Annotated in this window: 23 protein-coding genes; 5 read left to right on the forward strand and 18 right to left on the reverse strand. The window is 66.1% G+C overall.

Annotated features, from left to right (window positions below; genetic code table 11):
• From flgA to ABIE58_RS04295, 7 genes are read right to left on the reverse strand one after another with little or no spacing between them, the layout of a single operon-like run.
• Entirely contained in the window at positions 1-417 is a 417-nt protein-coding gene (flgA, locus tag ABIE58_RS04265) for a flagellar basal body P-ring formation chaperone FlgA (protein ID WP_354543450.1), read from the reverse strand.
• Positions 417-1202: a flagellar basal-body rod protein FlgG gene (flgG, locus tag ABIE58_RS04270; RefSeq protein WP_354543451.1), complete on the reverse strand. Its 786-nt coding sequence runs from the start codon at positions 1200-1202 to the stop codon at positions 417-419. The genes flgA and flgG overlap by 1 nt, the downstream gene beginning before the upstream one ends.
• A gap of 17 nt (positions 1203-1219) precedes the next feature.
• Positions 1220-1933: a flagellar hook-basal body complex protein gene (locus ABIE58_RS04275; protein WP_354543452.1), complete on the reverse strand. Its 714-nt coding sequence runs from the start codon at positions 1931-1933 to the stop codon at positions 1220-1222.
• 3 nt (positions 1934-1936) lie between these two features.
• Positions 1937-2206 carry a flagellar biosynthetic protein FliQ gene (locus ABIE58_RS04280; protein WP_354543453.1) on the reverse strand — a complete coding sequence of 90 codons (270 nt, stop codon included), beginning with the start codon at positions 2204-2206 and terminating at the stop codon, positions 1937-1939.
• A gap of 4 nt (positions 2207-2210) precedes the next feature.
• The gene (gene fliE, locus ABIE58_RS04285; protein ID WP_354543454.1) at positions 2211-2498 is read right to left on the reverse strand and encodes a flagellar hook-basal body complex protein FliE; all 288 of its coding nucleotides are present in this window, start codon (positions 2496-2498) and stop codon (positions 2211-2213) included.
• 36 nt (positions 2499-2534) lie between these two features.
• Positions 2535-2921 carry a flagellar basal body rod protein FlgC gene (gene flgC / locus ABIE58_RS04290; protein ID WP_354543455.1) on the reverse strand — a complete coding sequence of 129 codons (387 nt, stop codon included), beginning with the start codon at positions 2919-2921 and terminating at the stop codon, positions 2535-2537.
• A gap of 11 nt (positions 2922-2932) precedes the next feature.
• Entirely contained in the window at positions 2933-3319 is a 387-nt protein-coding gene (locus ABIE58_RS04295; protein ID WP_354543456.1) for a FlgB family protein, read from the reverse strand.
• A gap of 84 nt (positions 3320-3403) precedes the next feature.
• On the opposite strand from ABIE58_RS04295, the gene ABIE58_RS04300 reads away from it, so the two are divergent.
• Positions 3404-4786 (forward strand): FliI/YscN family ATPase, encoded by a 1383-nt coding sequence (locus tag ABIE58_RS04300; RefSeq protein WP_354543457.1) that lies wholly within the window; start codon positions 3404-3406, stop codon positions 4784-4786.
• A gap of 70 nt (positions 4787-4856) precedes the next feature.
• Here ABIE58_RS04300 and ABIE58_RS04305 read toward each other — a convergent pair whose 3' ends face one another.
• The 6 genes from ABIE58_RS04305 to ABIE58_RS04330 all read right to left on the reverse strand — a co-directional run bounded on the left by ABIE58_RS04305 (position 4857) and on the right by ABIE58_RS04330 (position 8697).
• Positions 4857-5657, reverse strand: coding sequence for a DUF1217 domain-containing protein (locus tag ABIE58_RS04305; RefSeq protein WP_354543458.1), 801 nt, complete (start codon positions 5655-5657; stop codon positions 4857-4859).
• The gene (gene flbT, locus ABIE58_RS04310; protein WP_354543459.1) at positions 5657-6064 is read right to left on the reverse strand and encodes a flagellar biosynthesis repressor FlbT; all 408 of its coding nucleotides are present in this window, start codon (positions 6062-6064) and stop codon (positions 5657-5659) included. Before flbT ends, ABIE58_RS04305 begins: the two co-directional genes overlap by 1 nt.
• On the reverse strand, positions 6061-6435 hold the full coding sequence (gene flaF / locus ABIE58_RS04315; RefSeq protein ID WP_354543460.1) for a flagellar biosynthesis regulator FlaF: 375 nt from the start codon (positions 6433-6435) through the stop codon (positions 6061-6063). Before flaF ends, flbT begins: the two co-directional genes overlap by 4 nt.
• Before the next feature lie 74 nt (positions 6436-6509).
• Positions 6510-7841 (reverse strand): flagellin N-terminal helical domain-containing protein, encoded by a 1332-nt coding sequence (locus ABIE58_RS04320; RefSeq protein WP_354543461.1) that lies wholly within the window; start codon positions 7839-7841, stop codon positions 6510-6512.
• A gap of 210 nt (positions 7842-8051) precedes the next feature.
• The gene (locus tag ABIE58_RS04325) at positions 8052-8411 is read right to left on the reverse strand and encodes a hypothetical protein (protein WP_354543462.1); all 360 of its coding nucleotides are present in this window, start codon (positions 8409-8411) and stop codon (positions 8052-8054) included.
• Positions 8398-8697 (reverse strand): rod-binding protein, encoded by a 300-nt coding sequence (locus ABIE58_RS04330; RefSeq protein WP_354543463.1) that lies wholly within the window; start codon positions 8695-8697, stop codon positions 8398-8400. The genes ABIE58_RS04325 and ABIE58_RS04330 overlap by 14 nt, the downstream gene beginning before the upstream one ends.
• A gap of 572 nt (positions 8698-9269) precedes the next feature.
• On the opposite strand from ABIE58_RS04330, the gene ABIE58_RS04335 reads away from it, so the two are divergent.
• Together ABIE58_RS04335 and ABIE58_RS04340 are read left to right on the forward strand one after the other, a co-directional pair.
• Positions 9270-10208 carry a flagellar hook-length control protein FliK gene (locus tag ABIE58_RS04335; protein WP_354543464.1) on the forward strand — a complete coding sequence of 313 codons (939 nt, stop codon included), beginning with the start codon at positions 9270-9272 and terminating at the stop codon, positions 10206-10208.
• A 74-nt stretch (positions 10209-10282) separates the two neighbouring features.
• Complete coding sequence (locus ABIE58_RS04340; RefSeq protein WP_354543465.1) at positions 10283-10975, forward strand: flagellar hook capping FlgD N-terminal domain-containing protein; 693 nt, start codon at positions 10283-10285, stop codon at positions 10973-10975.
• Between the two features lie 3 nt (positions 10976-10978).
• Here ABIE58_RS04340 and ubiB read toward each other — a convergent pair whose 3' ends face one another.
• Together ubiB and ubiE are read right to left on the reverse strand one after the other, a co-directional pair.
• Complete coding sequence (ubiB, locus tag ABIE58_RS04345; RefSeq protein WP_354543466.1) at positions 10979-12511, reverse strand: 2-polyprenylphenol 6-hydroxylase; 1533 nt, start codon at positions 12509-12511, stop codon at positions 10979-10981.
• Positions 12508-13251 carry a bifunctional demethylmenaquinone methyltransferase/2-methoxy-6-polyprenyl-1,4-benzoquinol methylase UbiE gene (gene ubiE / locus ABIE58_RS04350; protein ID WP_354543467.1) on the reverse strand — a complete coding sequence of 248 codons (744 nt, stop codon included), beginning with the start codon at positions 13249-13251 and terminating at the stop codon, positions 12508-12510. Before ubiE ends, ubiB begins: the two co-directional genes overlap by 4 nt.
• A 96-nt stretch (positions 13252-13347) precedes the next feature.
• Between ubiE and mutM the strand changes: the two genes are divergently transcribed.
• Positions 13348-14199, forward strand: a complete 852-nt coding sequence (gene mutM, locus ABIE58_RS04355; RefSeq protein ID WP_354543468.1) for a bifunctional DNA-formamidopyrimidine glycosylase/DNA-(apurinic or apyrimidinic site) lyase — start codon at positions 13348-13350, stop codon at positions 14197-14199.
• Between the two features lie 71 nt (positions 14200-14270).
• Entirely contained in the window at positions 14271-15047 is a 777-nt protein-coding gene (locus ABIE58_RS04360; protein ID WP_354543469.1) for an enoyl-CoA hydratase, read from the forward strand.
• A 9-nt stretch (positions 15048-15056) separates the two neighbouring features.
• Here ABIE58_RS04360 and ABIE58_RS04365 read toward each other — a convergent pair whose 3' ends face one another.
• Genes ABIE58_RS04365 through ABIE58_RS04375 form a run of 3 tightly spaced genes read right to left on the reverse strand, consistent with a single transcriptional unit; the run spans position 15057 to position 20265 of the window.
• Positions 15057-16031 carry a C45 family autoproteolytic acyltransferase/hydrolase gene (locus tag ABIE58_RS04365; RefSeq protein WP_354543470.1) on the reverse strand — a complete coding sequence of 325 codons (975 nt, stop codon included), beginning with the start codon at positions 16029-16031 and terminating at the stop codon, positions 15057-15059.
• An 8-nt stretch (positions 16032-16039) separates the two neighbouring features.
• Complete coding sequence (locus tag ABIE58_RS04370) at positions 16040-17488, reverse strand: biotin carboxylase (protein WP_354543471.1); 1449 nt, start codon at positions 17486-17488, stop codon at positions 16040-16042.
• A 35-nt stretch (positions 17489-17523) separates the two neighbouring features.
• On the reverse strand, positions 17524-20265 hold the full coding sequence (locus ABIE58_RS04375) for an aminotransferase class I/II-fold pyridoxal phosphate-dependent enzyme (protein WP_354543472.1): 2742 nt from the start codon (positions 20263-20265) through the stop codon (positions 17524-17526).
• Positions 20266-20274 lie beyond the last annotated feature (9 nt).

The raw sequence follows: 20274 nt of genomic DNA on the forward strand, positions 1-20274 counted from the left end.
CTATCGTGACACTTCGATTCGCCCGGATGCGGTGACGCGTCCGATCACGGTGGCGCGTGACGAAAGGTTCATCACGCGCACATATTCCCCCGCGCCCGCCCGCGCCATCGCGCGCCCCTCGGTCTTGATCCGGAGTCCACCATGCATGTAGACAAGCGGCACCAACTGGTTGCGCTCGATCACGGCGGGCGTGCCGATATCGCCCGCGCGGATCGCGCGGCCGGGATAGAGCGCGACGCGCGCCTCGCGTCCGATCACCTCGTCGAGCGCGAGGCGTCCGGCAGGCGGCCCCTCGCGCAGGATCACGTCCTCGGGGGCGATGATTTCCTGCGGTCGGATCACGCGCACCGGCTCTACCCGGTCGGCCCGCGCAGGCAACGCCACCATGAGGGTGAGAAGAAGGAGCGCGGCCCGCATCACCGCACCTGCGTCGTCGCGGCGAGCATCTGGTCGGCGGCGGTGATGACCTTGGCGTTGAGCTCATAGCCCCGCTGCGCCTCGATCAACTCGGTGATCTCGCGCACCGGATCGACCGAGCTATCCTCGAGATAGCCGTGCCGCAAGGTGCCGAGCCCGTCCTCGCCGGCGGTGGTGACATTGGGCGGCCCCGAGGCCTCGGTCTCCTGGAAGAGGTTGCCGCCGAGCGCCTCGAGCCCCTTGGTATTGGCAAAACCGACGAGGTTGAGCTGGCCGATGGATTGCGCCTCGGCGGTATCGTCGAAAAACACAAAGACTTCGCCCTCGGGATTGATCGACAGGCTGCGCGCATCGTCGGGGATGGTGATCTCGGGGGCCAGGGGAAAGCCATCTGAGGTCACGATCAGCCCATCCGCCGAGCGCTTGAGCCCGCCATCGCGGGTATAGGCGGCCTCGCCCGAGGGCAGCGTCACTTCGAGGAACCCGGCACCGTCAATGGCCACGTCGAGATCGCCGCCGGTCGCGCGCAGCGGGCCTTGCGAGAGGGTCACGGAAATTGCCGAAGGCCGGACGCCAAGGCCAAGCTGCACGCCGGTGGGCAGGACCGAGCCGTCGGAGGCGCTGATCGTGCCCGCGCGCGTGACCTGCTGGTAATGCAGGTCCGAGAATTCGGCGCGGCGGGCATTATAGCCGGTGGTGGACATGTTGGCGAGGTTGTTGGAGATCGTTTCCACACGCATCTGCTGGGCGGCCATGCCCGTCGCGGCGATCTTGAGAATGCGCATATCGTGGCTCCTTTGGGTTAGCGGGTGAAGGTGTCAATCGCGTCTCTCACGCGCTCGTTTTCGGTATCGAGAAAGCTCTGGCCCATCTCGTAGGCGCGCTGCACCTCGATCAGGCGGGCGATCTGGGCCATCGGATCGACGTTCGAGCCTTCGAGAAATCCTTGCAATATCTGCCCCTCAACCACCGGCTCGACCCCGGCGGGGGACTCGTAGAGATTGCCGCCCACGCGCGTGAGCGCGCCATCGCCCACCGGGCGAAACAGGCCAAGCTGTGCCAGCGGGCGCCCATCGCCGCTCAGCGTGCCGTCGGGGGCAAGCCCCGGCTCGCCGATATCGGGCGGCACGAAAACCGGCGCGCCGCCCGCGTCGAGCACGCGAAACCCGTCGGCGGTCACCAGATCGCCATTGGCCGAGAGGGAGAAGGCCCCGGCGCGGGTCAGCCGCTCGCCCTCGGGCGTCTCGATCAGAAAGAAGCCCTCGCCCTCGATGGCGAAATCGAACCGCCCGCCGGTGGCGGCGAGCGGGCCCTGCGCGCGCGAGGTCACGGGGATATTGCCGCGCGCCATCGACAGCGACGGCCCGCCGTCTGTGCGGCGCACGAATTCGGAGAATACCAGCCCCTCGGCGCGGTAGCCGGTGGTCGCGGTATTGGCGATGTTGTTGGCCACGATCTGCATTTCGCGCATCAGCCCCGTCTGCCGGGTGAGCGTGGTGTATCCTGTGGCTTCCATTGCTTAGCCTCCGATGATGAGCGGCACGAGCCGGTCCTGGAAAAAGGTCACGAGCGTCTGGGTCATGAACCCCATGCTGAGCCAGAAGGTGAGGACGATCGCGCCAAGCTTGGGGACAAAGGTGAGCGTCAGCTCCTGGATCGAGGTCAGCGCCTGGAACAGCCCGACAAGCAGTCCGGCGACAAGCGCCACCACAAGGATCGGAAACGACACGATCACCGAGACCCAGAGCCCCTCGCGCAGCGTGTCGTAGAAGAGGAGTTCCTGTTCCATCGCCTCAGACCGGCATCCGCAGGATTTCCTGATAGGCCTCGACCACGCGGTCGCGCACGGTCACGGCGGTCTCGACGGCAAGCTCGGTCTGCACCAGCGCCTGCACGAGCGCGTGCGGGTCGGCCTCGCCGGTCATGGCGGCGATGGCGGTATCCTCGCCCTCCTGCAAGGTGGCGGCAAAATCGCGCGCCAGCGCGGCAAGGCCCGGCGCTGTCTGTTCTGCGGGCTCTGACCGGGTGGCACCACGAAGGCCGGAATAGCCCTGCAATGCGGTGAGTGTGGTCATATCCATTCTGGATTTCCTCTCATTATGGTTAAGGTCGCGTCATCATCGGCGCAGCAGGTCCATCAGGCCCGAGGACATCTGGCGCGCCTGGTCGAACATCTTGAGATTGGCCTCGTAGCTGCGCTGCGCCTCGCGGGCGTCGGCCATCTCGATCATCAGGTTCACGTTCGAGGCGTCGTAATGGCCGGTCTCGTCGGCGAGCGGGTGCGAGGGGTCATAGACCCGTTGCAAGGCCCCACGGTCGAGCCGGACCGGGCCGGGGATCACCCCGCCTGCGTCGCTGTCGCGCGCGGCCTCGAAAGAAACGGTCTTGCGGCGATAGCCGGGCGTGTCGGCATTGGCGATATTCTCTGCCACGTGGCGCAGCCGCTGCGCCTGCGCCTTCAGCCCGCTGGACGAGACCGACAGGGCGTTGGAAAAATCGCTCATTTCCTGCCCTCCTAGTTGCGGCCGATGGCCGTGCGCAGCACGTTCAGGCCGGCGCGATAGAGCGCGAGGGCGCGGTCATGCTGGCGCTTGGCCTCGACACCGCGCAGCATCTCGGTTTCGAGCGCCACGGAATTGCCATTGGGATCACGGACGGCATCGCGCTCGATCCGCGCTTCGAATTCGTGGCCGGGCGCGGGGCCTGCGAGGTGGCCGGGCCGTGTCGCGCGCGCAACAAATCCGGGCCCGTCCCCGAGATGGGCGGCAAAGGGCGCGATGTCGCGCGCGCCGTAGCCGGGCGTGTCAGCATTGGCCATGTTCTGCGCCACGACCGCCTGGCGGGCCCCGGCGTGGCGCGCCATCGCGTGTGACAGGCGAAACAGGTCGATTTCTTCAAGCATCGGGCTTCTCCCTCGCTGGTTTCAATCAAGGCTTAACCCTGATTCGTTTAGAAATGGTTCTCGGGACATGAGGAGAGCGCACGGATGAGCGAAAACGCGATCAGGGGGATGCAGGCCGAGATTTGCGCGCTCAGCGCGGCGCATGCGGTGGGCCGGGTGGTCGCGGTGCAGGGTGGCGTGCTGCGGGTAAGCGGGCTTTCGGGGGCGGCGCGTCTCGGCGACCGGGTGCGCGTGTCGTTGCGCGGCGGCGACGTGCTCACCGGCGAGGTGCTGCAACTCGATGCCGCCTCGATCCTCGTGCTGCCCGATGCCGCCGCCGAAGGGGTGGCGCTTGGCGATCGGGTCCGGCTTCTTGGCGCGGCCCGGATCGCGCCCTCGGAGGGGTGGATCGGGCGGGTGATCGACCCGTTCGGCGCGCCGCTCGATGGCCGCCCGCTGTTGCGCGGCCCCATCCCGCGCCCGCTGCGCGCGCCGCCCCCCGATCCGGCCACGCGCCGTCCGCTCGGGCCCCGGCTCGAAACCGGGATGGCGGCGTTCAACACGCTGCTGCCCCTGGTGCGCGGTCAGCGGATGGGGCTCTTTGCCGGGTCGGGCGTGGGCAAATCCATGCTGCTGGGCCATCTCGCACGCCATGTGCAGGCCGATGTCGTGGTGGTCGCGTTGATTGGCGAGCGCGGGCGCGAGCTTGGGGAATTCATACGCGACGTGCTGGGCCCCGAGGGGATGCGCCGCGCGGTGATCGTTGCGGCCACCTCGGACCGCTCGCCGCTGGTGCGGCGGCGCTGCGCCTGGACGGCGATGGCCGTGGCCGAGCATTTCCGCGATGCCGGTCAGCATGTGCTGTTGCTGGCCGATTCGATCACCCGCTTTGCCGAGGCGCATCGCGAGGTGGCCACTGCGGCAGGCGAGATGCCCGCGTTGCGCGGTTTCCCGGCCTCGACCTCGCATGCGATCATGTCCTTGTGCGAACGCGCGGGGCCGGGCGGCGGGCCGTCGGCGGGCGACATCACCGCGCTCTTTACCGTGCTGGTCGCGGGATCGGATATGGACGAGCCGGTGGCCGATATCCTGCGCGGGGTGCTTGACGGGCATGTCGTGCTCTCCCGCGATATTGCCGAGCGCGGGCGCTACCCGGCGATCGACGCGCTGCGGTCGGTCTCGCGAAGCCTGCCAAGGGCGGCGAGTGCGGAGGAAAACGCGCTCATTGCCCGCGCGCGCGACCTTCTGGGGCGGTATGCGCGGTCCGAGACGATGCTGCGTGCCGGGCTTTACGCCGAGGGCAGCGATCCGGGCCTCGATCAGGCGATCCGGGTCTGGCCCGATCTCGACGGGTTTCTCGCGGCATCCGAGCCGGGCGATGCCGCCAACAGTTTCGCGCGCCTGGCGGTCATCCTGCGGCGGGCGGGTGGGCAGACAGCCGGGCAGGGAGGTCGGCCTGCCCTGCCCGGCGGGGCAGGATCGCCCTGAGCGGTGGCGTTCTATAGCCTGTCGGGGGTTCTGGCGGCGGGCAGGGGCGGGAGGCTGCCGCGCGTCGGCGTCAGAACAGGCGCGGGGCCGATTGCAGCAGCGTCAGCGCGATGGATTGCGAGGAGTTGACGGTAAACGACGCGAGTTGATCGCGGAGCAGGAATTGCCGGATCAACCCCTCGCGCAGGTCATCGCTGGCGAGATCCCTGGGCGAGGAAATATCGAGGCGCCGTGCCGCAAGCGACCGGATATCCTGAAGCTGCCGGTCAAGATCGAGCTGGGCAAAGCTCTGTGGCAATCCCAGCGCCACCTCGAAAACCTCGCGCAGCGGCGGTGTTCCGAGGATACGAAACCAAAGCGCGTTGTCGGAGCTGTCTTCGGCCGCGAGTGCTGCGAATTCGCGGTCTGCATTGAGCGCGAGGCGTAGCCCGGCGTCCTGTTCGCCAACAGCGGTCTCGAATTCGCGTTGCCGGAACTGATTGATGATGCGGTCGGCGAAATCCGGGGGGGGCGGCTCATTCGACGGCCCCGCAAGAAAGCCGAAGGCGTTTGCAAGACCGCGGTAGCGGTCATCCGCCAGCCGGTTGGCGAGCGCATCGCGGGCTTGCGTCCCCTGCTCGATGATGGCCCGGATAAAGGCGCGGCTGTCGATATCCTCCTGAAGGCCGAAGGCCCCCAGCGCCACGCGCAAAAGCCGCCGATCCGAGACGAGGTCTGCGGCGGTTTTCACCTCGGCGATGGCCTCGCGAAAATGGTCGGTATCGCGTTGCAGGGCCGGGGCCGCCGAGAAGAGCGCGCTTTGCCGCTCAATCGTGCGATTGAGCAAGGTCCAGCCTGGCAGGCCACCGATGGGGATGACCGGCGTGAACATCAGGCGCTCTTGCGGTGTGCGAGCAGGCGATCCTCGCGCGGCAGCAGCGCCCGCAACGCCTTGAGGCAGCGATAATGTTCCGCCTCGATAAGGGCGGTGCCGGCCTGCGCGAGCAGGGCGCGACTGTCGGGGTCGCGCAACACCTGGCTGAGTTCCTCGATCCGGTGCAGAAGCTGGTGATGCATGTCCTCAGGCGCGGCATCGCCCGAAAGAATGAGTTGCGCGGCATAGCAGGCGCGCCGCACCGGCGTTGTTGCCTCTGTCGGGTGGATCGCATCGCGCAGCCGCAGGATACGCGCGTCCGGCGTCATGATCGACAGGCGCGACCGGCGGTCGCCATTCTCGATCACGGCACCATTCACAAGAACCCGCTCGCGCGGGCCGAGTTTGAGAACCAGGCCGCTCATGTCGTGCCACCGGTTCCGGCCAGCCCGCGCATCACGGCGATGTTGACCTCGATGAGCGGGTCGGGCGATGCGCCCTCGCGCAGGACCTTGCCGCTATGGATGCGTGTGAATTCGGCGAGAGAGACAAGCTGTGCCCGCAGCGCGACGGGAAGGGGATTGGCCGGTTGGGCGACATCGGCCGCGAGAATCGTCCACAGCCGCCGATTATCGTGGATCGCGGCGGCAAGGGCCGGCATGTCACGACCGTTCGCGACCGCAGATTTGAGCCGATGCGTGATCCGCGCGAAGGCGCGGTATTCGGTGGCGCGCGGTGTGTTTATGGCACCGCTCTCGGCGGTGTAGGCCGCGCGCGCCTGCAAGGTGGTGTTCACGACGTATCCTTTCTTTGGGGAAAGCTGCCCGACGGCGGATCAGGGGCGCCTTGAGAAGACGCCCCTGCCCTGGATTATCTGAACAGCGACAAGATCGCCTGCGGGGCCTGGTTGGCGATCGACAGCGATTGTGTCGCCAACTGCTGCTGCACCTGCAGGGCCTGAAGCCGCGCCGAGGCTTCCTCGAGATTGGCATCGACGAGCGAGCCGATACCCGCCGTGAGCGAATCGGTCAGTTTGCCGACGAAATCGGATTGCGTTGCGATCCGCCCTTCGGTCGAGCCGAAGGCCGCGGCGGCGTCGACCGAGGTCTGGATCAGATCCTCGATTGCGTTGAGCGCCCCCGTGGCCCCGGCATTCGTGGTCACGTCGATGGTTTGCAGCGCCCCCAGACCACCGCTCGCGGCGGAGGAGCCGGGCGTGCCGCCGGTCTGGGCGCGCAGGCCGATATCGAGGGCGGCGTTGGTCGTCGTTCCATCGCCGTTGGTGATCGTGATCTCGTTGCCGCTCACCGTGGCCGAGAGCTTCAGCGAGGAATCGGTCGCAGCCTCGAAGAAGGCGTTGATCTGATTGGCGAGGTTGCTGGCGACATCCGCTGTGCCATCGTTTGCGCCGGCCACGAACTGGAAGGTGCGTTCACCGGTTGCGGTGCCGCCGCCCGCCACGTTCACCGGGACGTTGCCAAGATCGATCTGGAAGCTGTCGCCCGCAGCCACCTGCCCGATGGTGATAACCTCGTTGGCGGCATTGGCGACCGCGACGTTCGACGTGCCGCCATCGATCGTTGCGGCGTCGCCTTCGATAGTGGTCGAGTTGGCACTGTCGATCAGGGCCTCCGCCGCAGCCGTATTGGCAAGATCGGTGGTGCCGAAGGCCTGCGCCGTGACCGGCGTAGTCACCGACAGGTTCTGGCGCGTGACCTCGATCTGGCTTGCGGTCACGTTGCCCGAGGCATCCCTGTCGAGCGACGAAAGGATGTTCACCGGGTCGGTGCTGCTGCCATCGACGAGGTTGAGCCCGTTGAACTGTGCCGCGCCCACGACCGAGCCGATCTGCTTGGTCAACTCGTCGATATCGGTCTGGATCTTGGCGCGGTCGACGTTTTCCTCCTGCGCCGCGACGATCTTGCCCTTGACGTCGTTGAGCAGGTCCGTGACCGTTTCTGCGGCTTGACGGCCGACCGCCACGGTGGATTCACCCAGCGACAGGCTGTCGGAGATCGCCTTGAACCCGGTGACATCGGATTCCATCACCTTGGAGATCGCAAAGACGGCGGCATTGTCCTTGGCCGAACTCACCTGTTTGCCGGTCGAGATCACATCCTGCGTCTTGGCGAGGTTGGCATTGACGGATTTCAGCGTTTGGAGCGCGACCATCGCGCTGTTGTTGGTCAGGATACTTGACATGGTTGTTCACCTCATGGCTGCGGCGCTGTCGCGCCGGTTGGAAACCGCCCTCGGGGGCGGTTGGCTGTGTCGTTCTGACGTTTGCGGCCGCCCCGATAGCGGGGTTCGGCTGCGCCATCTCGTGCTGAGTGCCCGTGTAGGTTTGCCAGCCAACTGCTAATGGAGTGCTAATCCCGCCCGGCGATTTCCCTCGCATTTGAGACAAACCGCTCAGGCCCGGCGTTCGACCTTGTGCGCCAGGATACCGGCGATGGTCGTCTTGCGGCCCTGCGGGTCGTAGGTTTCCATCGCGCCGTGCAGTCGGCGATAGGCCGAAAGCCGCGCCGCCGCGAGGCGTATCCCCTGAAGTGCCCCATCAAGCAGCGCCTGGTTGCGCCGCGCTGCCTCGCCAAGGCTTTGCGTCGCGGCAAGCGCCTCGGGCCCGAGGCTTTTGAGCTGCGCGGCAAGCGCCTCTTTCTCCCCGGCCAGCGCGCCCACCGCGTGCAGATCACCGGACAAAAGCGCCGCCCGCTCGCGCGCGAGCAGGGCGCTGAGTCGCCGGTGAAGATCGTCGGGATCATGCGATGTCATCTTGGGTCTCCTTCATTGCGGCCTCGATTACCTTGGCAAGGCCGATCCCGCCCTTGCGCACGATCTCGGCGGCGATCGCCTCGCGGTGGAACGAGGCAAACTGGCTCTCGCCCGCGCTGCCGGTGAAGCTGTTTTCTTGTTCCCCAAGCCCGGTGGCCTTGAGCATCTCGGCCAGAAAACTGGCCTCGAGCGCCTGAGCGGCGGCGGCGCGGGTTTGCGCGCGCGTTGGCGGTGTCGGGTGGGACGCATCGGCGCGGGTGATCGGGAGCGACGGGGGCGAAAGCATGGCGTTACCTCGAATTGTTGGAATTTGACGCCATGAAACCGCAAAGCAGTAAAGAACCGGTAACCGAATTCTGCGACTCTGCGATGCGAAGCGGATGGAATGGCGGAAAGAGACGCATGATTACTCTCACCGGGCATCACGACGGCCCCCCGGCACCGGGCACGGCAACTGTTGGCGGACAACCGGCATCGGCCCCGGCAAAGCCCGTGCCGGGCGGGACGTTTGCCACGTTCCTCGCCGCGCCGATGAAGGAGGGCGCGGGAATTGCCGAGGCAGTCGCAACAGAGGCCGAACCGGGGGAGACCGTGTCTCTCACCGGGGTGGACCCTGCCGGTACGACCCCGGTAAATGCCTTGGAGCGACAAGCTGGCGCTGCGGGGAAGGGGATGGAGGCAACCGCCGAAACGGGGGTTGCTCCGCCGCCCAAGGATACAACAGAGTCGCCTGTTGCCGTGGCGCTTGCGGGGGTTGAGGGTGTTTTGCCCCCGTCGCCCGTCGCTCCGGGGCAGGCCTCAGCGACGGCGCGGTCCTCGTCCCAGCCGGGGCCGGACACTCTGCAGGACGCCCCGCCCATGGATGCGATTGCGCGCGGTGATGCGGTGTCGGCCCGCCCGTTTGAGAGCGCGCAGGGGCAAAGTGGCGGGACCGCTGGGGCCGCCGAGGTCTTGGCCGCGCCCCCCCACGCCATTGCGCGCGAGGTGGCCTTGGCTCCCGTGTCGGGGCCGCAATCCATGCCGTTGACCGTGGCACCCATCGTGGCGCAGTCCGGGGATGGGCCCGCGTCTACGACCGCCGTGCCAGTAGCCGCCGTGCCGATGCAGGTAATGGCTGCCTTGTACGCCGCAGATCGACCCGCCGCCACCCCCCGGCTCAACATGCCCGCGTCCGGGACGGGCGTTCTGCCATCGGCGTTGACATCCCCGATCGTCCCGGCACTACGCGCCGCCCCGCCTGCCGTTCATCTGTCCGCCGCGCTCGCCGCTGCGATGGGCACGGCTGCCGATCCTGCGGGCCTCGCGGAGTCGGCCCCCGGCCTGAACGAGTTGCGCGCCTCGACCGCGCTTCCATCGCTGTCTGTGCCTGCGTCGATTTCTGCCACGGCGGGCCCGGATATCCCGCGCCAGATCGCGGTGCAGATCGCCCATGCGGCAGAGGCGGGGGGCGGGGCGCGCGGCACGATCGAGTTGAGCCTCAGCCCCGAAGAGCTTGGCCGCGTGCGCCTGCGCCTGCACCCGTCCGAGGCCGGGCTCAGCGTGACAATCACCGCCGACCGCCCCGAGACACTCGATCTCATGCGCCGCAACATCGACCTTCTGGCGCGCGAGTTCGTTCAGATCGGATACGAGGGGACACAATTCGATTTCACCCAGGGAGGGCAGGGCACTGATCAGGACCACGCACTGCCCCTTGATGCCGCAGCACCCGCACGCGCCGCCGCGCCGCCTGATATCACGCCGCTTGCGCCCGGTGCGCTGCTCGTGTTGGGCGACCGGCTCGATATCAGGCTCTGAGTTATGGATTTCGCATGTTCGAGACGCTCAAATCTGCTTCCCGGTTTTGAGCCACGCTTTGGAAAGGAGACATCATGGATACGTTGACAGGTATCGCCACCGGCCCTGCCGCGACCGCCCCGGTGGCGCTTGCTGCCGGGGGCGCACCCGGCCCCGGAACCACCGGCGCGCTCAGTTCGGATTTCGAGACATTCCTCAAGATGCTCACCACACAGATGCGCAATCAGGATCCACTCAACCCCGTCGAATCAGCCGATTTCGCGGTGCAACTCGCCACGTTTTCCTCCGTCGAGCAACAGGTGCGGACCAACGAGTTGCTGACCGGACTTGGCGCGCAGATGGCGACGCTTGGCATGGGCGAGTTTCCCGGCTGGATCGGACTCGAGGCCGAGGTGCGCGCGCCGGTGCGCTTTGCCGGTGAGCGCGTGCAGATCGAGGCGGTGGTCGATCCGCGCGCGGATGCCGCCGAACTGGTTGTTTCTGACGCTACGGGGGCGGTGGTGGCGCGGTCTGCCCTGCCCGCCGAGAGCGGCCCGGTCCTGTGGGCGGGGCGCGACGCGCAAGGCCAGACGCTACCGCCGGGCAGCTATACGCTCTCGGTGCTGTCGCAATCGGCTGGAGAGACCATCGCCCGCCACGAGGCCCACATGCGCAGCCGCGTGATCGAGACGCGGCTCGAGGGCGGCGAGGTCCGGCTCGGGCTTGGCAATGGACAGAGCGTCACCCCCGCCGAGGTGATCGGCCTGCGCCCGCCGCCGCCAGAGTGAGCGTTAGATGAGCGCCAGCACGCCGAACGCAATCCCCGCGCCCGCCGCAAGCCCGCCCGTGGCCCAGAGCGCACGCTCGCGCCAGCGGCGGGGCGGCGGGGCGGGCGCCGGGGCCGCCTGCCGGATCAGCGCCGCCTCGACAAGGCCGGGCAGGCGCGGGCCATAGCGCGAGAGCACCAGCGCCGTGCGCCCCAGATCGCGCAGCGCCGCGCGCGGCCCCATCGTGCGGCGGATGTAATCCTCCACCACCGGGCGGGCCACCTGCCAGATGTTGATCTGCGGATCGAGCGAGCGCGCCACCCCCTCGACCACCACCATCGTGCGCTGCAACAGGATCAGCTCGGTGCGTGTTTCCATCCCGAATTGCTCGGTCACCTCGAAAAGATAGCTCAGCAGGTTGCCCATCGAGATGCGGCTGGCATCCATGCCGAAGATCGGCTCTCCCACCGCGCGCAGCGCGCGTGCAAAAGCAACCACATCGCGGTCGCGCGGCACATAGCCCGCCTCGAAATGCACCTCGGCAACACGAGCATAATCGCGCTTGATGAAACCATAGAGGATCTCGGCATAGACGCGCCGGGTGTATTCGTCGATATGGCCCATGATCCCGAAATCATAGGCGAGGATATCGCCATCGGCGGCCACCTTGAGGTTGCCCTGGTGCATGTCGGCGTGAAAATACCCGTCGCGCAGCGCATGGCTGAGGAAAAGCTGCAACACCCGCGCGCCCAGCACCACCCGGTCATGGCCCGCCGCGTCAATGGCGGCATTGTCGCCCATCGGCACGCCATCGGCCCATTCCATCGTCATCACGCGCCGCGACGACAGGTGCCAATGCACCGATGGCAGGCGAAACCCCTCGTCGCCTTGGGTGTTGGCGGCGAATTCCGAGGCCGAGGCGGCCTCCAGCCGCAGGTCCAGCTCGCCCAGAACCACGCCTTCGAAATGCGCGATCACATCGGTGGGCCGAAGCCGCCGCGCGCCGGGGGCCAGCACCTCGACCATGCGCGCGGCGAAATAGAAGGCGTCGATATCGCGGCGAAAGGCGCGCTCGATACCGGGCCGCAGCACCTTGATCGCGACCGTCTCGCCGGTCTCGCGCAGCCGCGCCTTGTGGACCTGCGCAATTGAGGCCGCGGCCACCGGCGGGCTGAAATCGTCGTATATCTCTTCTACCGGGCGGCCAAGCTCGGCGGCGATCGAGGCCTTGGCGGTGTCGATGGAAAACGGCGGCAGCTTGTCTTGCAGCACGCGCAACTGCCCGGCCAGTTCCTCGCCCACCAGATCGGGCCGGGTCGAGAGAATCTGCCCGAACTTGATATAGGCGGGGCCAAGCGCCGTCAGCGCGCGCACCGCCGGTGGCGTGGTCGGGTCGCCCCGGTCGCCCAGCCATTGAAACGGCCAGGCGAGCGCGCGCATCGTCGCGCGCACCAGCGGCGGCGCCTCGAACGCCTCCATGATGAGGCCCATCGCGCCGGTGCGCTCGAGCGTGGCCCCGGTTCGGATCAGGCGGATGAGGTTATGCGGGCCCCTCAAATCTTCCACCCTGAGTGCAGGCAGGCGATGCCCATAGACAGGTTGCGGTATTTGGCGTTCTCGAAGCCCGCCGCGCGCACCATGTCGAGGAATGTTTCCTGATCGGGAAAGCGGCGGATCGATTCCACCAGGTATTGATAGCTGTCGCGGTCATTCGCGATTGCCTGGCCAAGGCGCGGGATGATGTTGAAGGAATAGAGATCATAGACCTTTTGCATCAACTCGTTGGGAATCTGGCTGAATTCCAGCACCATCAGCCGCCCGCCGGGCCGCAGGACGCGGAACGCCTCGTTCAGCGCCTCTTGCGGGCGGGTCACGTTGCGGATGCCGAAACTGATCGTGTAGGTATCGAAACTCGCATCCTCGAACGGCAGCGCCATCGCGTCGCCGACCACCCAATCGAGGCTCTGGGCCAGCGCCTCGGCCTCGGCGCGCTTGCGGCCCTCGATCAGCATCGGCTCGGTCAGGTCGAGCACGGTGGCGTGGCCGTGGCCTGCACGGCGCAGAAAGCGGAACGCGATATCGCCGGTGCCGCCTGCCACGTCGAGCAGGCGCTGACCGGCGCGCGGGGCGAGCCAATCCATCATCGCATCCTTCCAGATGCGGTGGACGCCAAAGGACATGGCGTCGTTCATCACGTCGTATTTCGATGCCACGCTGCCAAAGACGCCGCGCACGCGGCCTGCCTTTTCCGATTCGGGCACGTCCTGAAATCCGAAATGGGTGGTTTTCTCGCTCATGCCCTGCCCCGGCCCTTGTCGTTTCTAACGCGTCCCCTTCTTATAGGGTGCCAAACGGGGGTGACAATGCGCCCCTTTCACGCGCCGAGGTCGACGATGCCCGAATTGCCAGAGGTCGAAACCGTGCGGCGCGGCCTTGCGCCCGTTATGGAGGGGCAGGTGATCGCGCGCGCGACGCTCAACCGCCCCGATCTGCGCTGGCCGTTTCCGCCCGGCATGGCGGAGCGGTTGACTGGGGCGCGGGTGCTGGCGCTGCGGCGGCGCTCGAAATACCTGTTGGCCGATCTCGACCGGGGCGAGACGCTGCTGGTGCATCTGGGCATGTCGGGGCGGATGCTGGTCTCGGGGGCGCTGGTGGGGCAATTCGTGCATGACCACCCCGCGCCCGAGAAACACGATCATGTGATCCTCGACATGGCGGGCGGCGCGCGTATCACCTTCAATGATCCGCGCCGGTTCGGGGCGATGGACCTGATGGAAACCGCCAGCGCCGAGGCGCATCCGCTGCTGGCGCGGATCGGGCCAGAGCCGCTTGGCAACGGCTTTCACGAGGGTCATCTTGCCGCGCGGCTCGCGGGGCGGCGCACCTCCGTCAAGGCCGCGCTGCTGGATCAGCGGATCGTGGCGGGCCTGGGCAATATCTATGTCTGCGAGGCGCTTTACCGGGCGGGCATTTCGCCGCGCAGGCAGGCGGGGAACCTCGGGCCGCGCCGCATCGCGCGGCTTGTTCCGGCGATTCGCGACGTTCTGACCGATGCCATTGCGGCGGGCGGCTCGTCCTTGCGCGACTACCGGCAGGCGGATGGCGAGTTGGGCTATTTCCAGCACGCTTTTGATGTCTACGGGCGCGAGGGCGCGCCCTGCCGAACCGCCGCCTGCGAGGCCCGGATTACCCGCATCGTGCAATCCGCGCGGTCGAGCTTCTACTGCCCACGCTGCCAAAGATAGGTTGATCGGGCGCGCCAGAATGGTAATGACTCGGCCTGATATACCTGTCGCAACCACCGAAAGCGAAATTCATGGCCTATGAGACGATCATCGTCGAAGTGGAAGACCACGTCGCCCTTATCAAGCTGAACCGCCCCGACGCGCTCAACGCGCTCAACGATCAGTTGATGACCGAACTGGCCCGCGCGCTTGCCGAGGCACAGACCAACGACAAGGTGCGCTGCATCGTGCTCACAGGCTCGGACAAGGCATTCGCCGCCGGGGCCGATATCAAGATGATGAGCGGCAAGAGCTTTGTCGATGTCTTCACCGAAGACCTCTTTACCGCCGACAGCGATGCCATCATGCGCATCCGCAAGCCGATCATCGCCGCCGTGTCGGGCTATGCGCTGGGTGGCGGGTGCGAATTGGCGATGATGTGCGATTTCATCATCTGCTCGGATACCGCGAAATTCGGCCAGCCCGAGATCAACCTTGGCGTCATCGCGGGGCTTGGCGGCACGCAGCGTCTGACCCGCGCCATCGGCAAGGCCAAGGCGATGGACATGAACCTGACGGGCCGGTTCATGGATGCCGAAGAGGCCGAGCGCGCGGGGCTGGTAAGCCGCATCGTGCCCGCCAAGAAGCTGATGGACGAGGCGATGTCGGCGGCGCAAAAGATCGCCGAGAAATCGCAGATCACCGTGATGGCGGCCAAGGAGGCGGTCAACCGCTCGTTCGAGACGACACTGCGCGAGGGGCTCTTGTTCGAGCGGCGCGTGTTTCACTCGCTCTTTGCCACCGACGACCAGAAAGAGGGCATGGCGGCCTTTGCCGAGAAGCGCGAGGCGCAGTTCCGCGACAAGTGAGCGCCGCGCTCAGCCCTCGGGGATGAGGATGTGCCGCGCGCCTTCCTCGAACCCGCCAAGGGTAAAGGGCCAGCGCAGGCCGGGCCATAAAAGCTCCATCCGCCCGGCGCGCGGGCGGTAGGCGGCGGTATAAAGCGTGCCGAACCCGGCGCCGAATGCCGTCGAATAGAGCGGCGGGCGCAGGAACGCGTCGATGAACCGCTCCTGCCGGTCGGGATGCAGCGTCAGCCGCGACAAGAGGAACCGCTCGCGCTCGACCGTGGCGGTAAAGCGCGCGTGCTGCGCCCATTCCACGCGCTCCTGATGGTTGGTCGCGACCGGGGTGCCGGTCACGATCGCCTCGCGGTCCGGGGTCAGGTAGACGGTGGCGAAATCGCGCGCGTGATCCAGCACCGTGACGTTATAGCTCATGTGGCAGGGCACCCGCGACAGGGTGGCGCAGGCCTCTGCCGCTGTCTCGCAGGTCTGGAGCACGTAGCGCAGGATCAGCGGCACGCCGAAGCCCTCGCCCACCTCGCGCCGCCCGCCGAATGTCAGCGACACCGCCAGCCCGGCATCGTTGACCCCGTCGAGAAGCCCCCAAAGCCCGTCGGCCATGCCCATCACCCGCCGCCCCTGCCAGCCGGTATGCAGCACCACCGCGTCAAACGCCTTGGCGCTGTAATCGTAATTGCGCACCAAGAGCGGCTCGTCACCCTGCCAGATCGCCTGGGAACAGCCCGAGAGGTATTTCGGCGGGCAGTAGAGGCTCAGGAACCGCGCCGCGCTGTCGCTGCCGCCTGCCAGTTCGGCCAGCGTGTCGTATAGCGCCAGCATCTCGGGCATATGCGTGGCGATGGTGCGGCGGCATTCCATGTAGGTGGGGCGCGCGACATAGCCCTCGCTCGCCCACCAGCGGTGATAGGCGGGCCAGAACTCGCGAAACAGCCCGGCCAGTTTCGGGCCGGGCTGTTCCTCGCGCAGGGCACGGAAAATCAGGGCCATGCGCCGCCTTACATGATCTTGAACGCCGGCTCTTCGAACGCCTGCGCCGAGGGCAGCGGGCGGGTCGAGAACGCGCTCTTGATCCCGTGGATCCATTTCTTTGACCGGTCGGTAAGCCGGAACCCGCCCGTCATCGACCGCCCGCGCGTCACCAGGATGCCAAGGTCGGCCCCCTCGTAGCGGTAATCGCCGGGCTTGAGGATGCGCAGGAAAAACGCCTCGTTCTCGCCCACCGCGCGGCGGTGATAATCGAAGCGGTCGAACACCACCCGGCCATCGTCGAGCATCCGGTAGATGCCCGATTGCGGCGCGTCGGTGACGATATCGACGCTGTCATCAGTGTGTTTGATGACCATCTGCGACCAACTGTCGATCATGTCGGGATCGGCCCAGCGGGCATTGATTTCCTCGACATCGAGCTTGAACGGCTTCTTGGAGAATTCCAGCAGGTGGAACAGGAAGAGCGGCGCATCGGCATGGGCAAAGGCGGCATGGTTGGTCATCGAGCTTGCCCCGGTGATGCGCGGGTTCAACTCGCCCAGCCACAGCTCGCCGGTCTTCTTGTCGATCAGGAAATCGAGTTCGAAATAGCCGCGATAGCCCTCCTTGCGCAACTGCTCGCCGAATTGAAAGGTCAGCTCGCGCGCCCTCTGCCGCGCCTTGGGCGGAAAGGCGGTGGCGAAGATCTCGTTCCCGCACCAGCCGCCGCGATAGGGGGTCAACTCGTTGAAACCCACAAGCTCGGTCATCAGCGGGCCGACGATAGTGCCCTCCTTGGTGGCGCAGGCCTCGATCGCCGATCCGCGGCAGTCGATCCGCTTCATGATCTTGATCTCGCCCTCGCCCACGATCTCGTGCTCGTGCTTGCGGAAATCGGCCTCGGACTTGATGAAAAACGTGGTGTGCCCCGAATCGCCGAACGCCGATTGCAGCACCAGATCATGCCCCAGCCCGGCCTTGTCGCACAGCTCGCGCAGGTGCTTGTAGTTCTTGACCACGCTGAGCGTGTTAGGCACCGAGGGCACGCCGGCCTTGTCGCCGATGCGCACCGTCTCGATCTTGTTGTCGCAGCGCGTGCGCAGTTTCGCCTTGGGAAACCACAGATCGCCGCCCAGATCCTTGACCAGCTTTTCGGTGGTCTCGTCGAACATCAGGAACACGAATTTCGGCTTGCCGCCGCGCCGCTTCACGAGGTCCACCACGTCCTTGTGCTGAAGCAAATAGTTGTTGATGTCCTCGATCGACTGAAATTCGTCATGGGGCATCTCGTCGGGCACGAACACGTTGGGGTGGCGCCCGTCGAAACAGTCCATGTAGCAGATATACATGAAATTCTTTACCCATTCGTCGAGGCCGAGCAGGTTGAAATTGGTGGCCGAGACGAAATAGACCGGATCCTTGTTGGTGTGAAAGAACCGGCGGATTTCCGAGATGTTCTTGAGGACCTTCTTGGGCATGTCGTGTCACCTCCCTTGGTGGATTGCCTGTTGGTTTATGTGTTGCGAACGCCCTTGAGGGCCTTCGGGGTAAAGACGCGCAGGCCCAGATCGGGCCGGAATCCGTGGATTTCGCTCACGTCCAGCGCGCGCATGAATTTCACGATCTCGGTGCTGATGACCTGCCCCGGCACGAGGATCGGAAAGCCGGGCGGGTAGGGGATGATGAACGAGGCAGAAACCAGTTCCTCGCCCGCCTCCAGCCGCGTCACCAGCGCCTCGTCGAGATCGACGTAATCGCAATTATCCTCGTCATAGGCGAGAAAGAAGGCGACGCGGATATTGCCCTCGGGGGTTGATCCCTCGCTGCGGAACGCATCGTGAAAGCGGCTGAAATCCGGCAGTGGCGGGACGTTCTCGACAAGGTTCGCCACCCGCTTGTCAAAGCCGATGCGCTCCATCTTCGAGGCGTCGTCAAGCAGGTCGTCAAGGTCGCGCGCGATTTCCACCAGCACCTCGATCAGGTAGGCGACCGAGGATCGCGTGGTGCCGATATTGGTCATGAACAGGACCGTGTTGCGCGAGGTCTTGTTGATCTGGATGCCGTATTTATCCATCAATATCTTGGTCTTGAACGTATCGCCGTCCCAGCCGGTATTGCCCACCAGAAGCGTGACGCGCGTGGGATCAAGCACGAATTCGTCGCTGGCCCAGCATTCCCAGATATCGGTCCAGCCCTGCTGGCTGTCGTAATAGCTGGTCACGCCGCTCTCGCGGCACTGCTCGGGGATCATGTCGCCCGCCGCCAGCACGCGGAAATATTTGGACAAGAGCGGATGATCGGCCACCGCCCGGCGGATCGCCATCGCGCTTTCCACCTGCCGCTGGACAAAGTCGAACCCCTCAAGCTCTACCTGCCTGCGACCCACATCGAGCGAGGCGATGATCTGGTAATTCGGGCTGGTCGATGTGTGGGTCATGTAGGCCTCGTGAAACGCCTCCTCGACCTCGCCCTTGAATCCCTGATCGTTGACATGGATCATCGAGCCCTGCCGCAGCGATGTCAGCGTCTTGTGCGTGGATTGCGTGGCATAGACCCGCACCCGCGCATCGGGCGGCGCGATGAGCCGCGTCTCCAGCCATGTCTCGTCGGGCGCATCCTTGAGCGCCTCTTGCTGCGCGGCATGGGCTTTTGCGTGCTCGGGCGTGCGCAGCGAGTGGCGCAGCACCCCCGCCGCGTGCATCGCCGTGCGCTGGCGGTAGGTCGGCTCGAACCGGGCAAAGGCAAACCACGCCTCGTCCCACAGGAACACGAGGTCGCGCTTGATGGCGAGGCATTCCTCCATCACCCGCTGCACGTTATAGACGATCCCGTCAAAGGTGCAGTTGGTAAGCAGCACCATCCGCACCTTGTCGAGCTTGCCCGCCGCGCGCAGTTCCAGCAGCTTGCGCTTGATCTCCGAGATCGGCACCGCGCCATACATCGAGTATTGGTGCAGCGGGTAGCTCTCCATATAGACGACATGCGCGCCCGCCAGAACCATCCCGTAATGGTGCGACTTGTGGCAATCGCGGTCCACCAGCACGATATCGCCGGGCCGCACCAACGCCTGCACCACGATCTTGTTGCAGGTCGAGGTGCCGTTGGTGGCAAAGAAGGTCTGTTTCGAGCCGAACGCCCGCGCGGCGGCCTCCTGCGCCTCCTTGATCGGGCCGCGCGGCTCGAGCAGGCTGTCGAGTCCGCCCGAGGTGGCCGAGGTCTCGGCCAGAAAGATGTTGGGGCCGTAGAACGCGCCCATGTCCTGGATCCAGTGCGAGCGCGAGATCGACTTGCCCCGGCTGATCGGCATGGCGTGAAACACGCCGGTGGGCTGCTTGGAATATTCCTTGAGCGCGGTAAAGAACGGCGTCTTGTAGCGCCGGTTGACGCCGCGCAGGATGTTGAGGTGCAGCTCCTGGAAATCCTCCTGATTGTAGAACACCCGCCGGCATAGCCCCAGATCGAGGCCCGCGATATCCTCGGCGGAGCGGTCGGTGACAAGATAGGCGTCAAGCTCGGGGCGCAGCCGCGCGATCAGGCGGCAGGTTTCGGGGCCATAATCCGACGGGCGCAGCGCGTCCACGTCCTCGTCGCTCACCCGGTTGAGGTAGCGCTTGAGAATATCGAGCGCGTTATGCGACTTGAGCACAAGGCCCGGCCGCACGATCACCGCCTGGATATTGGGGTTGAGCAGGATCGCGATGAGCGCATCCTCGATCGAGGGCACGATCACCGTCTCGTAGATGAATGAATCCTCGTCGCGGCGCATCCGGTGCAGGTTCTGGCGCAGGAACCGGCCCTGATGCTCGTTGACTTGATCGACGATCAACACCTCGAAATAGGCCCGCCCCAGCGCCCGCGCCTCGGGGGAAAGGGCGGTCTCGTCCTCGAACTCGTCATCGCCATCCTCGGCGATGAGCGGGATGTGACGGCGCCGGTAGGCCCCCGAGGTCAGCGCCCGCCCCGCGCGGCGCACCGCCTGGCTCAGATCCTCCAGGTTGCGCTGATCCAGAAGCCGCCGCAGGTGATCGAAGGCCGCCGCGCCGGGAAAGGCGAAATAGGCCTCGATCGGGGCGAGCGCATCAAGCAGATTGCGCACCAGCGCCAGCGCCTTTTCGCCGCGCGCCCCTTCTGCCCCCTGCCGCCAAAGCGCCTCGCTCACCTCGCGCAGGGCGCTCCAGCGGTCGGCGCGCAACTGCGCGGCGCTGTAATAATCCGCGACCGAGGGTAGCCCCGGCACGTTGTTTTGTTTGTTCATTATGCCGGC

It is taken from the genome of Roseovarius sp. MBR-78 (genome assembly GCF_040547535.1).
Taxonomy (GTDB): domain Bacteria; phylum Pseudomonadota; class Alphaproteobacteria; order Rhodobacterales; family Rhodobacteraceae; genus Roseovarius.